Consider the following 16,103-nt stretch of genomic DNA (forward strand, 5'->3'; position numbering starts at 1 on the left):
AGACCTGTTTCGTTGGCAGCCTCAACAAACCCTATTAATCGATTAGCGGTGCGTGGCATTCATTTTTCCCCTACAAGGTTATCCACCGCAGAGGAAGCCAAGTCTTGTCAACATCTTGATGCTTCATAGCTTCAGGCCAATGTGCGCTACGATCAGTCGAGGCCCCACGGGGTTCAGCCGGAAATGAAGTCGGCCTGCGTGAGGTGTGAACCGAGCATGTTGGTCGAAGCACCGCGTCTCACCATCAAGGTCGGTAAAATCGCATAGGCGTCGACGTTGCTGATGTTCGCCAGTCACGCGGCTTCGCCACTGTGGCTCTGGTGATGTAGTCGGGTCCCACTCCACCATTGCCTCCTGCAATTCGTCAAGCCTGCCACAGATAGCGCTCCACCAAGGGTGGGTCGGCTCAATTGCTCTGAGCTGATCAAGCGCACGTCCGAGAAAGTCTAGATTTGCGAGCCGGTCGGCCCGATCGACCTCGAAGTTATCGAAGTCTTCAAAAGGGGGCTTTCCTGCGGTGTCCAGCCAAGGCCGGTGCGCATCAACGTCATCAGGAGTACATGCGTTGCGCACCTCAATACTTGTTGTTACAAGCTCCAACTGCCCCTCAGGCATTTCCACGACCTCAGTGCGCTCAACACTGAGGAGGCGCTGTCGCCAGCGCGGATCGCTAAAGCTCAGCACTAAACCGTCGAATAAGTCGGCAAGCCCCAAAGCCTCGGTGACTTGCTCGCCACACCGGAATTCAAGGTCACCATCGGCGTCGCGCGCCATCGCCAACCCATGTCGTAGTGGTGCCCGATTCACCGCACTTAGTAGCGAGCGTGCTTCCTCTCTGGTACGTGCGTCGCGCAGAAAGTCGCCAAACCCATAATTTCCCCCAAACCGCCAACTCGGGATCGGATTTGGGGTTTGTAGAGCAAAATCTTGGCGCCAACGACGCACCGATTGGACTGATCTGGCAAGCAGAACGAGCTGCTCAATCACCAACTCACGTGGAGAGTCATCAGTAGGTGTGGAGAGCTCATTTAAAAACCCGAGTAACGGCATTAGCTACACAGATCCATCAATGCATTATCCCATTGGTCGAAGAAACCCTCGGGCCAGAAGGTGAGTCTTCCGTCTGGCTGTATGCCAGGGCTAACGAATGTGCTTCGACGAAGCGCTGGGTCCCGACTGAAGAAGTGCATGTTCACATCCGTAGAATTGAGCTCGCCATGCTTCACCGCCAGTCGCACTCCATTGAGAAGGTGATCGCTGTGTGTCTCTACGATCATTTGAATCCCAGCAGATGCGGCTAGGGCCACAAGTCGTCCCATCGCCATCTGACCACGCGGATGGAGGTGAGCTTCTGGGTTCTCGATGAGGACGAGGCCGCCTGCTGGCGTAGCTAAGCACGCAATGACAATGGGTAAGCTGTAAGCGAGGCCAAATCCCACGTTGGTGGAACGATACGCGTTGGACTCGCTGATTCCCGAGCCGAACGCGAAGCTTAGCCGAACGAAGTCAGTTCCAGCGACATCATGGACATCGACGCGCACTCCGGGGCTAAACTCCTGCATCCACGCGTTTACTTGACTCAGTAAACCCGGTGTAGCCTCAGAATCTTCCGGGTAACGGATATTGGCCGGCACTGGTTCATCACGGAAGATGGCCAGAAAATGGGCTGCGAACTCCCCTTTGGCGCCTAGCGACTTATTCTGGCTTACAGCGTGGCGAGATTTGGCTGAAATGGTCTGAGGATTGACCCTGTCTGCGCGAAGGAATTGAAAGCGATCCGAGAACGGGACCACAGACAAGTCACTTTCCGTAGAGGCCGTGCTCGCCTCTAGGACATCGGCCTGCTGACTGTAAGCTACAGTCCAAGTAAACCGGACACCGTCTTGAACAAAGCCAATACCGAGCTCTTCAATATCGCTGTCTTCATGTAGGACATCGGACCCTACCCCAAGCTCGACAAAGGGTCCATTTAATAGCCAGCTTCCAGTGCTTAAGAAGCCAGCGTCTACAGACTGTCGAAGTATCCCCAACGACTGCAGCACCGTACTTTTGCCGGAGCTATTCAGTCCCGAAAGCAAGGTGAGTGGGGCAAGCGGGATTTCAGTAGACTTGAATCCTTTGAAATTCGTCAGAGTCACCGCCTCAAGCATTTGCCACGCTCCGGAATATCTGTTCGATCCGATCAAAGCGGAGCCGCACTTTCGCTTGGTCACCCGTACCCTGCGAAATCGCGCGCTCGAACTCACGATCACTCATCAATTCAATGAAGCGATCTTTCACTTGATCGCTCCGCGCAATTAGCAGGTTCTGTTTATGGGCTGACAATTCTGACAAGTTAACGGCCACGGCTTCGAATAAGGCTTTGTTGATAGGAAAGCGACCATCACCTTTCCTGTACCGCTTCCGAAATGCGTCATCGCCGAAGATCTCGGTAGCGACCTCCATTGCCCTGTCGAAGGCTTCCTTCTGCAACAGAAGCTCCTTCTCGTCCCAAGTGTTGACCGCTCGCATTGCCTGCCCCAGGAAACGATCAAAGTCCGTCGGTCGGAAGTTGACGGCCTTGGTCAGCCTGAAAGCGATAAACCTTAGAACCAGTTCTCGGTCGCTCATTCGGTCATCGCTGATAGCGTGGGCGGTAGCCTTGAGGAAGCGCTCGTCTTTGGCCCAGTCCTTTAAGAGTTTTCGGGCTTGACCGCCAATGAGGGCATGGCGCAGCTCCTGCGCGGATAGTGGAATACCTCCCGTGTTAATCCGCGCGAAGATGTTGTGCTTCACCACCTCCGGGGTGCCGTGACGGATCACATGGACGACGATTTCAGTTTCCTCCAAACGCCGCATCATTTTGGGCGTGAGGTCGTTGAACGTCTTTCCGCCGAACTGCGGCCCGAGGTACTCAAGGCCAGTTAGATTGAGTTGGCCATCGTCTATCGTGCTCGGGTCGATAAAGCGAGCGATAGCGGTTAATCGCTGGATGCCATCCACAATCGCCCACCCCTCCTCTTCGTCCTCGGCTGCGTAGAAGGTTGGCAGAGGTATCTTAAGCAAGATGGATTCGATTAGTCGGCTTTGGCGAACGTCTGTCCAGATGCCTCTGCGACGCTGGAACTCTGGGTCGAGATCAACCGCCTTATGGCGCAGTCGAGAAATCATCAGTCCGATCGTCATAGATCGAGTCTGAACCTCGATCAGCTCCGGATCGAATGGTTCGCCAATATCGACTGGAGAACCGGACTGGTCCTCACGCTCGAGCTCCACACCAATGTTCTCGCCGAGCTGGTTTCGCTCCTCGGAAATCGCCGGCGTGGGTACATTGGGGACATCAACGGTCGTCATCGTAATTCCTGCGTTAGGCTGTCACCCTACCGTACGGGCTAGCGGCACGTTAGCGTGAATCACCTGATCGCTAAGTTCATTGAGTAGTTACCAGGCGCTGATAAACTGATGGGTGATTCTAACAATCTGGCCGCTTTTTCGACAGTCATTCCGCAGGGCAAAGGGTGGGTGGTCAAGAGGCCCGGTGATCGTGCTGCGATGCACGTCCATAGGTGTTCACTGTGAAGTTGATAGGGTGTGAATCAGCCTGAGGCTCATTCCGGCGACTGGGAACAATACTGTGCCTGGCTTGATTCATCGTGGTTGACACCGGCACGGTCACGGCTCTTGGGAACAAGCAATACCAGCGCACCAGCGATGACTTCAAGAATCCCACTCGCGACAATCACCCTGCCCGGTTCGAAGCGGGCATAAAGCGCCGCACCGCAGGCGCCGGCAATCAGGATCGAAGCCCCCAGCGCGGCAAAACGCAGCCGGGCCAGGCCGGCGATTTCGCTCTGCCTGAAGGTGGTTTGAATCAGCAGGATAAACGAGATGTCGATCACCGGACCGCCGAGTGCGGCCAACCCGGCGCCGAACATCATACCGGCCAGGATGTGCTCCGTCGGCAGGTACAGCACCGCCGCGCCGATGATCGCGATGCCCAGGCCGTTGAGCACCGAGCCAAAGCTGAAACCACCATACAGGCGGCGCAGTTGCAGGTTGCCGACGACAAAAATGCCGATCAGGTTGCCCATGCCATAGGTCCCCATGATCAGGCCGTAGACGGCAAAACCATGAACGCCAAAGCCCTGGATGTCGTAGCGGGTCACGGCCAACGCCATGCCAATGGAAACACCCAGGCTCCAGGCGACGTTGCCCAACCCGGCGCACACATACACCGCCTGCATCCGCCGCCGGCCGACCAGGCTGCGCCAGCCGGCGCTGAAGGCGGCACGCCGGCTGGTCAGCTTGAGCGGTTGACGCGGCAGGGCCTTGCCCAGCTTCATCAGCGCCCAGGCCGAGATCAGAAACGTCAGGCTATTGAGGGTAAACAGCTGTTCCAGTGGAATCAGCAGGGTGATGGCCGCCGCCAGCATCGGCCCGATCACCCGCGCCACCCGGATGATCGCGTCGAACAGCGCGTTGAGCGCCTGCAACTGGTCAGGCGCCGCGGCAATGCGTGGCAGGCTGGCGCGCAAGGCCGGTTCGAACAAGGAGTTGAGGATCATCATCAGCATGACCGGCACCGCCAGGGTCCACAGGTTCATGAAGCCCAGCACCCAGGCCAGCATCGGTACCAGGGCAAACCCGGCGCGCACCAGGTCGGCGCCGATCATGGTGCGGCGATGGTCCCAGCGCTCGGCCCAGATACCGCCCAGCAAGGCGCCCGCCAAGGCGGCGGCACCGCGCAAGGCACCGAGCCAACTGGCATCGCTGCCGGCAACCTGCACCGCCATCCAGGCCACGGCGATCGCAAACAGCTCATCGCCAATCGCCGAGAGCGCCAACCCTCCCCACAACAACGCAACCGGCCGCTGAAGCAAGGGTTTAAACAGTTTCATCGAGCATGCGGCTCCGATCCCTCTCCAAACCAAGGCCAGGTGTCAAGAGAACGGCCCCGAAGCCGCCTCCCGGGGCGAATCCCCTCGATACCCGGTGCCAAACGTCGCCTTCAGTTGCTCGATACTTCGTCCCAGCAACTCCTTGAGCTCCGGCAACCATTGCGGGTCTTCCAGCACGCGCCTCACCGCCGCCGCATCACCATACAAAAGCTCGCGTTCCAAGGCACCGGCGCGCTGCGACAAGGCTTGCGCGCCGACGGTGCCGGCGCTGCCCTTGATCGCATGCAGCACCGCCGCCACCGCCGGCCCGTCACGGTCCCTCAGTTGCTCCGGCAGCAACGCCAGCTGTTTTTCCAGCTCCGCGCCAAAGGAGTACAAGACGGTACAGATCAGCTCGAGATTGCCACCGAAGCGGCTCATGATCGAATGGCGCGGTTCAATCACCGCATCCGTCGAATGACTGCGCACCTCGCTCATCATCAGTGGCTGAGGCGCCTCGCGCCCGGTCTGGACACGCAAGGTCTGCACCAGTTGCTCAAGATCGATGGGCTTGCTCACATGGTCGTTCATCCCCGCCGCCATGCAGGCTTCACGGTCGCTGCTGGAGGCATTGGCGGTCATCGCCAGGATCGGCAACAGGGCAAAATGCGGGTGGCGGCGAATCCGCCGCGTCGCCTCCAGGCCATCGATGTCCGGCATCTGGATATCCATCAGCACCGCATCGAACGGTGTCGAAGCCGACAGGACCTGGCTGACGCCCTCCAATCCGCCTTCCGCCAGGCTGACCTGGGCGCCCTCGCCCCTCAGCAGCTCGTCGGCGACCTGGCGATTGAGGGCATTGTCTTCCACCACCAACAAGCGCAAGCCGGCCAGGCGCCGGGGTCGTGCGGGGCCGGGCAAGGCTTCGGGCAGCGACTCGCTGGTGCTGAAGGCGCGCTGGACCGCATCGGCCAACTGCCGCGGCGTCACCGGTTTGGTGAGAAAGCCCACAAAGGGCGCATCACCTTCGTGATGCACATCCGCCAGGACCTCACGCCCGTAGGCAGTAATCATGATCACCATCGGCGGCGGCGCGGCTTGTTCCTGCAAGCTGATCAACCGGGCAGCACTGAGGCCGTCCATGTCCGGCATGCGCCAGTCCATCAGCACCACGTCGTAGGGCTCGCCGCGCAATTGCGCCTTGCGCACGCACTCGACCGCCGCCGTGCCGCCACTCACCGTGTCGGCGCTCCAACCCAGGGAACGCACGGTTCGCAGCAGCAGTTCGCAGGCCATGGAGTTGTCGTCGGCCACCAGCAGGCGCATCGTCGAATCGACACCCGGGCAGGACAGCCGCAAGGCTTCCTCACGAGCCACGTCCAGGTTGATATCGAACCAGAACCGGCTGCCGACCCCCACCTCGCTCTCCACCCGCAACTCGCCGCCCATCAGGCCCACCAGACGCTTGCAGATCACCAGGCCCAGCCCGGTACCGCCGAAACGGCGGCTGGTCGAGGCCTCGGCCTGGGTGAAGCCGTCAAAGACGCGCTGCAGCTGTTCGGCACTGATACCGATGCCAGTATCGCAAATCTCGACCCGAACATTCACCGCGCCCGGCAAGCGCTGCAACTGCCGGATACTGACCACCACCTGGCCCTGCTGGGTGAACTTCAGGGCGTTGCCGGCCAGGTTGATCAGCACTTGCTGCAAACGCAGGCTGTCGCCCACCAGGCTGCCGGGCAAGTTGGAATCGAGATCGAACATCACCTCGACCTCCTTGCTGCCCTGGTTGCCCGACAGCACCACGGCCAGGTCGCGCATCAGCGGCTCGAGCTCGAAGGGGTGCGGGTCCAGGCGCAGTTTGCCGGCCTCGATCTTGGAATAGTCGAGGATATCGTTGAGCAGACCGAGCAATGACTTGGCCGCCGTCTGGGCCTTGACCACGTAGTCGCGCTGGCGGGCGTTGAGGTCGGTGTGCTGGACCAACTGCAACATCCCCAGCACCGCGTTCATCGGCGTGCGAATTTCGTGGCTCATGTTGGCCAGGAAGAACGACTTGGCCGCGCTGGCGCTGTCAGCACGGTTCTTGGCCCGCAGCAGGTGCGATTCCAACTCGCGCTGGGCGGTGATATCGCGGTTGATACCAGTCACCCGCAGGGCTTGGCCCTGGGCATCACGCTCAACCTGGGCACCGGCCTGGATGAAACGTATCCGCCCATCCGGCCCCAGCACACGGAAAATCGGGTCATACACGCCCTCCCCGGCGACGGCTGCCGCCAACTGTGCGGCAGCCACCTCGACATCCTCAGGGTGAACCCGTTCATACCAGTGCGCATAGTTCAGGCCGTGATCGCGCAAGCTCAGCGGCTGGCTGTAAAACTCGAACATCCGATCGTTCCACTGCAACCCGTTGTCCGCCAGGGTCCAGGTCCAGATGCCCAACTCGGCGACATCGGCGGCCATCAGCAACTGGTCGCGAATCACCCGGCTCGCTTGCAGGCTCACTTCCAGTTGATGCTCGGCGGCCTTGCGCTGGGTGATATCGACGGCGATGCCCAGATATCCGCTCAGTTGCCCCTCGTCATCACGCAGGTCGGTCACCACCAGGCTGACCGGCACCTGGGAGCCATCCTTGCGCACATAGGTCCACTCGCGGGTTTCCGAGTGTTCGAACTCCGGCTTGTGGGCAAACACCCTGAAACCCTCGATGACCTGCCCATACTCCGCGCTGAGTTCGGCAGCACGCTCGATGACTTCCTGCTCCAGATGGAAGATCGCCGGGGTGGCTTTGCCCAGCACTTCTGCGGCGCGATAGCCGAGCATATGCTCGGCCCCCTCGTTGAACACACTGATCACCCCCTCCAGATTCGTAGCGATGATCGACACTTCGGAGGCCGAACGCAGCACACTGCTGAACAACAGGTTGATCCGCCGCAGTTCCGAGGTCCGCGCGGCCACCTGCTCTTCGAGGCTCGAATTGAGCTCGAGAATCCGCGCCTCGGCGGCCTTCTGCGAAGTAATGTCACGCAGAATCTTCGATGCGCCGATCACCCGGCCATTGGCGTCGCGGATCGGCGAAACATTCACCGAGACATGGATGCTGCTACCGTCCTGGCGATGTCGCAAGGTGTCGAAGTTGGTGACCGTCTCACCGAGGGCGATCCGAGCCAGGATATCGACCTCCTCCGAGGCCAGCTCGGGCGGTACGATCAACTTCACCACCGACTGGCCCACCGCTTCCTCGGCGGTATACCCCAACAGGTCCTGCGCGCCCTGGTTCCAGCTGGTTACCACTCCCTCCAGGGTCTTGCCGATGATCGCATCCGCCGAACCTTCGACGATCGAGGCCAACCGGGCCTGCTCGGCGATCACCTGCAGACGCCGCTGGGAACTGACCCTGGCAATGGCGGCGAGCGCTGCCAGCAGCAGGCTGGCCAGGACACCAAGGAAAAACACCAGCATCGGCGACACCAGGTGCAGGCGTTGCTCGAACAGCGGCAGTGCCTGCACTTCAATCTGCCAGCGCCGACCGAAGACATCCCGCTCCAGGGTATGGGTCATCAAGGCCGCTGGCTGTGCGCCCGACTCATAAGTCGTCTGGTAAAACTGCTCAGGGCTCCCCGGCACAGTGATGTCCTTGAGCCGCAGGTTGACTGCCTCGCCTTGCGGCACCAACCCCTCCAGGACATTCTCGATCTGCAACGGCGCAAAGCCCCAACCGACAATCGCCGCTTCTCGCTCCGACTCGGTGGGCAGCACAATACCGTGCTTGTAGATCGGCAACAGAATCAAGAACGCCTGCTCCGGCTTGTCCAGCGCCCGCTCCAGCGTAATCGGCGCCGTGAGCCGCGCTTCACCCGTGCGCGCGGCCGCCCGTGCCGCCTCGGCCCGGTCGGCCTCCGAAGCAATGTCCAGGCCGAACGCCGCGGAGTGGTCGGTGTTGGGCTCCAGGTACTGGACCACATAGAGGTCGCCTTCATGGGGCGCAAACTGCTGAATGCTGAAATCCGGCATACCATCGGCCCGGGCGCGCTGCAGGAATGCACCCAGGTCCTGAGGCGACACCCGGCGGATAAAACCGAAGCCGCGGGCACCGGGAAACTCCTTGGACACGTCGCGCATCTGGCTGAAGCGGTGGAAAATCTCCCGCGTCATGCCATCCTCGCCGGCAGTGACAATCGCGCCACGGGTACCACGCAACCCGTATTGATACAACTCCAACCGGGTCACCACCGACTGCAGCGCTCTTTCGGCTGTGACGCCGAGAGCTTCGCGGGCGCGTTGCTCATTGATGTTCTGCAGGATCAGACATCCAATGACCGTCACCACCACCCCAAGGGCCAGGATCATCGCAGCGCGCCCATTCAGGGCAGACAGGCTCTTTCGTTTCAATACAGACTCCTTTGAGCAATGCGGCTATCCCTGGGTCAGGATGTCGATCTTCGGCGACTCGCCGTGTTTGTTGCCCTCATGCCATTCGCGGCCATGACGACAACACGGTGCATATCTGGGTAAACGGAACCGGACGGCAATACAAAAAGCCCTGCATGATCCGACAACCCTGCTCCAGCAGGAGGTCGGCCTGTTGCTGAGTCTCCACACCTTCGGCCACCAGCTCAAGGCCCAGCGCCTGCCCCAACTTGATGATCGCCTCGACGATGGCCAGGTCGCTCTTGTCGAGGAGCATGTCGCGTACGAAGCTCTGGTCGATCTTCAGCACATCGATGGGAAAACGCTTGAGGTAGGCCAGGCTCGAATAACCCGTGCCGAAATCGTCGATGGCCACATGTACACCCAACTCCTTGAGTGCCATCAGGGTTTCCCGGGCGTTGTCGATGTCCCGGGCGAGGACCCCTTCGGTGATTTCCAGCTCCAGCCATTGCGGCGCCAGGCCGGAGTCACGCAGGATGCCCTTGACCATCCCGAGGAACGACTCTTCGCGAAACTGCACCGCGCTGATGTTCACGCTCACACAGATCCGATGCCCCAGTTCGTGGAGTTTGCAGGTGTCCTTGCAGGCCTGGAGCAACACGTATTTGCCGATGGGGATGATCAACCCGGTTTCTTCGGCCAGGGGAATGAAATCCGCCGGCGAGACCAGCTTGCCGTCGCCATTGCGCCAGCGGATCAGCGCCTCCATGCCGACCACGCAGTGGTCCCGGGCATCGACCTTGGCCTGGTAGAACACCTCGAACACCCCGTCCTCGATGGCCGCGCGCATATGCCGTTCAAGCAGGTGGCGGGCGCGCATGCCGCTTTCGATACCGGGAGAAAAGAACAGGTAGCGGTTGCGCCCCGCCTGCTTGGCCTGATACATCGCGGCGTCGGCGTGCCGGTAGAGCGACTCGAGGTCGTCGCTGTCTTCCGGGAAAACCCCGATGCCGATGCTGGCACTGAGGTCGTAGCGAGTGCCCTGCAACGAAAAGGGACTGGAAATGGCCGTCAGCACCTGCTCGGCAAAGTCACCCACCGCCTCGAAACCATCCACCTCCGACAACAGGATGATGAACTCGTCGCCACCCTGGCGACTGAGGGTATCCATGCCACGCAGCAGCATCGACAGACGCGTCGCCACATACTTGAGCATCTGGTCACCGAGCGAATGCCCCATGGAATCGTTGATGGCCTTGAAGTTGTCCAGGTCCAGCAACAGCATCGCCAGCCGCCCGTGATTGCGCCGGGCCATTTTCAGCGCCTGCTCGGCACGGTCCTGCAACAACATGCGGTTGGGCAAACCGGTCAGGGCATCATGGTTGGCCAGACGCTTGGCTTCATTGCGCAGGGTGATATGGGCGTTGATATGGGCCCGGGCCACCGGGATATTCAGCGGTTTCTGGATAAAATCGATGCCGCCGTAGCCCAGGGCCTGGAGCTCATAGTCAGCCTGGGCATGGGAGGTGACGAAAATTACCGCCGCGTCGGACAGCTTGGGGTCGGCCTTTAGCGCCTTGCAGACATCGAAGCCGTTCATGCCGGGCATCTCGATATCGAGCAGGACCACATCGGGACGGTATTGACGCGCCACTCGCAGCGCTTCTTCGCCGCTGGTGGCGACATGCACCTGGGCCAGATCCCGCACTGACTCGCGGAGAATCATCGCGTCGGTCGCTTGGTCGTCAACGATCAGTACGACTGGAGCGGGGCTAAATGTGGACTCACGCATTCCTTGCTCCCAGGCAATTCCTTTGTAATTCATGACCAAAGAGCGCTGACGTGGCGTCGCTCCTTACACCCCCGCCAACCTTCAGTCGTTCACGGCGTTGAAAGGGAGCGCGGACGTCTATTGGTTATAGCTGACGCAAGGCACATAGCCACCCCGCCGAAGCTTCTTCTGCGGTGCATTGACCCAACGGTCGGCATCCAGGCAAACACGAACCCGCAGGAGCCGGCTTGCCAGCGATGAGGCCGGAACATCCGCAACATCATCTGCGCCGTATACATTGCCATCGCCAGCGGGCCGACGCCTACAAGGGATCGCGGCGTTTTCCAGTGCCCTGTTCAAGCCGCTCAGCGGGAATCGCCCAGCAATCCCAGCTCCTGCGCCCGCGCCACGGCCTGGGTACGCCGCTCGACCCCCAGTTTGCTGTTGATATGGCTGGCGTGGGTTTTCACTGTGTGCAGGGAGATGAATAACTGGTCGCTGATCTCCTGATTCGAACAGCCCTGGGCGATCAGGTGCAGGACGGCCAGTTCGCGGGTACTCAGGCTGTCGATGGGCTGCGCCAACTCCCCCGCCTCGCGCCCGCCCTGGGCCGGCAGCAGCGCCAGCAGGCTTTGCCGCAGCGGCGTGTCGGGGCCGAGCAGCAGTTGTTCGCGCATCCACAGCGGATGCGCCTTCGCCAGGGCCTGGAACGGCAACAGCGCGCCGCCCGTGGTGGCCTCCACCGCGCGGGCGAACAGCGGCCGGGCTTCGGCCTCCCGCGCTGTCGCCAGCAACACCAGCACCCACTGATTCCAGGCCATCACGCTGAGCAACTGGCTACCACTGGCCTGGCCCTGCTCCACCAGTCTCGCCAAGCGCTGCTGCGCGGCCGCCGGGTTGCCGCGCAACGCTTCGAGCAGCGCCTGCTGCAACTGGATATGCAGGGGCAGTTGCAGGTGGAACTCCGGCGCCGCGGCCGGTTGATCGCCGTTATAAGTCTGCTCCAGGCGCCCCAGCCAGGCTTCGGCCAGGTCGATACGGCCCTGGGCCAGCCACAGTTGGCATTTCATCAGGGTGATCATCGCCAGGTAGTAGATCGGCGGCACATCCCAGATATGCATCAAGCGCTCGGCCTCGGCCAGTTCGGCAAAGGCCTTGGCGAACTCGCCGTTGCGCCCGTCCTGGCTGGCAATCACGCAATGCCCGAGCAACACGCTGATATCCCGGCAGGCCCGCGCCTCGTGAAGGCCGGCGAGCAGGCGAAGGCGTCCGGCTTCGGGTTGCAGACGCAGGGTCAGCAGGTACCCTTCATACAAAGTCAGCCGGGCACGGGCGGCGTACAACCGCTGGGCGGACAAACCCTCCAGACGCTGCAAGCCCTGGCGGACCTCATCCAGCGCTCGCAGCACCTCGCCACGGGCCTGGAGCACGCGCGCCCGGTCGTAATGGGCCAAGGCCTCGAACAAGGGGTTGCCGACCCGCTGGGCAAGCTCCAGCGACTCACGATTCAGGCCACGGGCGCGCCACAGATCGCCATCGGCAATCGCCAGGTTGGACAGGGTCGACAGGCACACCAGGCGCTGGCCATAGCGTTTATGCGGCAGGCTGAGCAAGGCTTCGCCGCAATAGGCCTGGGTTTTCTGGCGATCCCCCCTGCCGCGAGCGATGATCCCGCTCAGGGCCAGCCATTGCGCGAGCATGGACTTCTGCGCCGTGGCCGAGGGTGCGGGCAGGAAGCGACTCAGATGACTGGCCAGTTCTTCGGCCGCATCCAACTGGCAGGCCAACCCCAAGGCCCAGGCGTAGAGCACGATCAAGCGTGGTGTGCTGACCAGCAGGCGGTCGGGCAAGTCGGTTTTCCAACGCAGCAACATGCCGACGTTCTGCTCGGCCAGCAGTTGCTCTTCCGAGAGGTTCTGCACCAGGTTGGCCGCCACATCCAGATGCCCGGCGCGCAGGGCCTGTTCCACCGCTTCATCGAGCAAGCCCTGGGTACTGAACCAGCGGCAGGCACGCAGGTGCAGGCTGGCGCTGGGGACCAGGGCATTGCTCGGCGGACGGCTGCGCAGCAGATCGGAAAACAGGTGGTGATAACGGAACCAGTGACCGTGTTCGTCCAGGGGCACGAGGAACACCTGGTGCGATTGCAGGTAGCCGAGGATCTGCGCGCTGTCGTGGGACTCGCGAATGGCATCGCACAGCTCGCTGCAAAAGCGCTCCTGGGGCGCGGTGTCATAGAGAAAGGCCTGGACCTCGGGCGGCAGGCAGTCGATCACTTCTTCCAGCAGGTAGTCGCGAATCAGCCCAGTGCCACCTTGCAAGACCTGGGGCAACGCTGTATCGCTGCTGGCCTGCGCCGCGGCCAGCAGCCAGAAGCGCAAGCCGGCCACCCAGCCCTCGCTGCGTTCGATCAGGGTGTGCAGCGCCTCGCCATGCAAGGAACTGCTGTGGCGCGCGAACAGATCCAGGGATTCGTCGTGGGTCAGGCGCAAGTCCTGCTCGTTCAGCTCCAGCAACTGTCGCGACAACCGCAGGCGCGCCAGGTGCCACTCCGGCCGCTGCCGACTGGTGACCAGCACCAGCAGACCGGCGGGCAGGTGGTTGAGAAAAAACTGCAGGCTGCGGTCCAGCACCGGGCCCTGGGCCAGGTGGTAGTCGTCGAGCACCAGTAACAGTGGCGTGGCGCTGGAAAGATGCTCTGCCAGTTCGTCGAGCAGGCCGTCCAGCCATTCCTCGAAGGCAAAGGGTTGATGGCGCTGGCGCATTTTCAACAGGCCCAACGCCTGGCTGCCGACGCCCAGGAAGTAATGTTGCAGACCGTCGAGCAGGCGCTCGAGGAAACGTCCCGGATCGTTGTCCCGCGGGCTGAGCCCCAGCCACAGGCTCTGCCAGTGCCCGGGCAGGCCCTGGCAGAACTCCACCGCCAGGGAGCTCTTGCCGAAACCGGCCGGAGCGCTGACCAGCAACAGACGCCCATGCAACCCGGCGCCGAGGCGTTCGCACAGGCGGGGTCGCAATACATAGCCGTCCGGCAGTGGCGGACGGTAGAAGCGTCCTTCCAGGGCCGGTATGGCCGGGCCCACGGGACCTTGCATACGGGACAGATCAGTCATGGCCGGCTCTTGTTGAAAGGCTGTTATCGGCAGGCGAATGTCCGCAGACTAGCGGTAAAAAGCGCCGTAATGAAGGCTTATTGTCGTAATTTTGCCGAAAAGCATCGATTCTGAAATATTTAGCGACACATATCCCGCAAGCAAAAAAACGCCCCGAATCAGCCGGGGCGTTTCAACGCAGGATGCGGCCTGCGCTAGTGAAAGCGGTGTTTCAGTGGGAGTGATGCTTGTGCGGGGAAGCGGTGCTTGTGGGAGCGGTGCTTGTGGGAGCGGCGCTTGTCAGATCGCCGCACCGCCGCGAAGCTTTTAGCGACCTCAAGGGCGCCTTCGCGAGCAAGCTCTGCTCCCACAAAAGCTCTGCTTCCACACAAGCACCGCCCCCACAAGAGCTCTGCTTCCACACAAGCACCGCCCCCACAAAAGCTCTGCTTCCATACAAGCACCACCCCCACAAAGGCTCTGCTTCCACACAAGCACCGCCCCTACAAAAGCTCTGCTTCCACACAAGCACCGCCCCTACAAAAGCTCTGCTTCCACACAAGCACCGCCCCACAAAAGCTCTGCTTCCACACAAGCACCGCCCCACAAAAGCTCTGCTTCCACAGTGTCAGCGAACGCCGTCCTGGCGCAGGGCGGCCGGGGTGAAGTCGCTGGTGGTGGCGGTGAAGCCGAAGTCATACGCCTGCTTTTCTTCGTTCTTCATGCCCAGTGCCAGGTAGCGGCCGGACTGCAGGTCGTAGAGGGTTTCCAGGGCGTACCACGGCACTTGCTTGTCGTAGTAGTTCTCGGCATGGGCTTCGGCGACACGCCAGAGCTGACCGCGACCGTCGTAGTGGTCGATCACCGCCGCCTGCCAGGTGTCTTCGTCGATATAGAAGTCACGCTTGGCATAGATGTGCCGCTGGCCTTCCTTCAAGGTCGCCACCACGTGCCAGACACGGCGCAGCTCGTAACGCGCCAGGTCCTGGTTGATGTGCCCGGCCTTGATGATGTCGGCGTACTTGAGTTGCGGCGAGTCGAGCTTGTAGCTGTCGGAGGCGATGTACATCTCCTGCTTGCCTTCAAGCTTCCAGTCATAGCGGTCCGGCGCGCCGTTGTACATGTCCAGGTTGTCAGAGGTGCGCAGGCCGTCGGCAGCGGTACCCGGGCCGTCATAGGAGACTTGCGGCGCCCGTCGTACACGGCGCTGGCCAACGTTGTAGACCCAGGCCGAACGCGGTTCCTTGACCTGATCGAGAGTTTCGTGAACCAGCAGCACGCCACCGGCCAGACGCGCCGGCGCGGTCACTTTCTGCTTGAAGTAGAAGAGGATATTGCCCGGGTTGGCCGGATCGTAGTCCTTCATCTTGTCGCGGAAGACGAACTGGTCCTGGAAGTACACCAGGCTGTAGGAGCCGTTGGCCTGGGGCGTGGCCTGGGTTACCAGGCGGGTCACGCTGCCACCGCGATAGCGGGTGATGTGGTTCCAGATCACTTCCACGCCACTTTTCGGAATCGGGAACGGCACCGCGGTCTTGAAGTTTTCCAGGCCGTTGCCGCCGCTGACCAGGTTGGTCTTGGTGGCGTTTTCCTTGATCGCGGCGAACACGTCATCCGGCACGGTGGCGCCACGATGGGACGGATAGACCGGCATTTTGAAGGTCTCCGGGTAACGCTTGAACATCGCGTATTGCCCCGGGGACAGCTTGTCCTTGTACTGCTCGACGTTCTGCGCGGTGATGATGAACAGCGGTTTTTCACTGCCGTACGGGTCGGAGAGGAAGCCCTTGCTGTCGACCGTGCCGATGGTCTTCGCCATCGGCGTCCAGGCCGGGATAGTGCCGGCGGCGTTACCGGCCTTTTCCGCGCCCATCGGGGTCAGGCTCGTGCCCAGTTTCGCCGCCTCGTCGGCGGACACCGCCGCCATCACGCCGCTGGCCAGCAACGACAATCCGAGTACACCGACCTGCAACAGATTCTTGGTGATTTTCATCTTATTGTTCTTCCTGAAAT

Annotated in this window: 8 protein-coding genes; all 8 read right to left on the bottom strand. The window is 61.4% G+C overall.

The genetic code is table 11. The annotated features are described in order from the left end of the window. Positions 1-123: 123 nt before the first annotated feature. The 8 genes from M5B99_RS06840 to M5B99_RS06875 all read right to left on the bottom strand — a co-directional run bounded on the left by M5B99_RS06840 (position 124) and on the right by M5B99_RS06875 (position 16,083). A complete protein-coding gene (locus M5B99_RS06840) occupies positions 124-774 on the bottom strand; it encodes a hypothetical protein (protein WP_248803311.1) in 651 nt (216 codons plus the stop codon). A 275-nt stretch (positions 775-1,049) separates the two neighbouring features. After that, positions 1,050-2,150 carry a DUF3696 domain-containing protein gene (locus tag M5B99_RS06845; RefSeq protein WP_248803312.1) on the bottom strand — a complete coding sequence of 367 codons (1,101 nt, stop codon included), beginning with the start codon at positions 2,148-2,150 and terminating at the stop codon, positions 1,050-1,052. Then, a complete protein-coding gene (locus M5B99_RS06850) occupies positions 2,143-3,333 on the bottom strand; it encodes a DUF262 domain-containing protein (protein WP_248803313.1) in 1,191 nt (396 codons plus the stop codon). Before M5B99_RS06850 ends, M5B99_RS06845 begins: the two co-directional genes overlap by 8 nt. Before the next feature lie 254 nt (positions 3,334-3,587). Next, positions 3,588-4,877, bottom strand: a complete 1,290-nt coding sequence (locus M5B99_RS06855; RefSeq protein ID WP_248803314.1) for an MFS transporter — start codon at positions 4,875-4,877, stop codon at positions 3,588-3,590. A 42-nt stretch (positions 4,878-4,919) separates the two neighbouring features. Then, on the bottom strand, positions 4,920-9,206 hold the full coding sequence (locus M5B99_RS06860; RefSeq protein WP_248803352.1) for a PAS domain S-box protein: 4,287 nt from the start codon (positions 9,204-9,206) through the stop codon (positions 4,920-4,922). A 118-nt stretch (positions 9,207-9,324) separates the two neighbouring features. After that, positions 9,325-11,019 (bottom strand): putative bifunctional diguanylate cyclase/phosphodiesterase, encoded by a 1,695-nt coding sequence (locus M5B99_RS06865; protein WP_248803315.1) that lies wholly within the window; start codon positions 11,017-11,019, stop codon positions 9,325-9,327. A 344-nt stretch (positions 11,020-11,363) separates the two neighbouring features. After that, complete coding sequence (locus tag M5B99_RS06870; RefSeq protein WP_248803316.1) at positions 11,364-14,111, bottom strand: LuxR C-terminal-related transcriptional regulator; 2,748 nt, start codon at positions 14,109-14,111, stop codon at positions 11,364-11,366. A 607-nt stretch (positions 14,112-14,718) separates the two neighbouring features. Continuing rightward, positions 14,719-16,083: a DUF1329 domain-containing protein gene (locus tag M5B99_RS06875; protein ID WP_248803317.1), complete on the bottom strand. Its 1,365-nt coding sequence runs from the start codon at positions 16,081-16,083 to the stop codon at positions 14,719-14,721. Between the last annotated feature and the right edge of the window lie 20 nt (positions 16,084-16,103).

The sequence above is a fragment of the Pseudomonas sp. MWU13-2100 genome (genome assembly GCF_023242365.1).
GTDB lineage: Bacteria > Pseudomonadota > Gammaproteobacteria > Pseudomonadales > Pseudomonadaceae > Aquipseudomonas.

Bases quoted from the DNA above. Each gene is read 5' to 3' on its own strand.
- M5B99_RS06850 (WP_248803313.1), bottom strand. From the start codon at position 3,333: ATGACGACCGTTGATGTCCCCAATGTACCCACGCCGGCGATTTCCGAG.
- M5B99_RS06865 (WP_248803315.1), bottom strand. From the start codon at position 11,019: ATGCGTGAGTCCACATTTAGCCCCGCTCCAGTCGTACTGATCGTTGAC.
- M5B99_RS06875 (WP_248803317.1), bottom strand. From the start codon at position 16,083: ATGAAAATCACCAAGAATCTGTTGCAGGTCGGTGTACTCGGATTGTCG.
- M5B99_RS06840 (WP_248803311.1), bottom strand. From the start codon at position 774: ATGGCGCGCGACGCCGATGGTGACCTTGAATTCCGGTGTGGCGAGCAA.
- M5B99_RS06870 (WP_248803316.1), bottom strand. From the start codon at position 14,111: ATGACTGATCTGTCCCGTATGCAAGGTCCCGTGGGCCCGGCCATACCG.
- M5B99_RS06845 (WP_248803312.1), bottom strand. From the start codon at position 2,150: ATGCTTGAGGCGGTGACTCTGACGAATTTCAAAGGATTCAAGTCTACT.
- M5B99_RS06860 (WP_248803352.1), bottom strand. From the start codon at position 9,206: ATGATCCTGGCCCTTGGGGTGGTGGTGACGGTCATTGGATGTCTGATC.
- M5B99_RS06855 (WP_248803314.1), bottom strand. From the start codon at position 4,877: ATGAAACTGTTTAAACCCTTGCTTCAGCGGCCGGTTGCGTTGTTGTGG.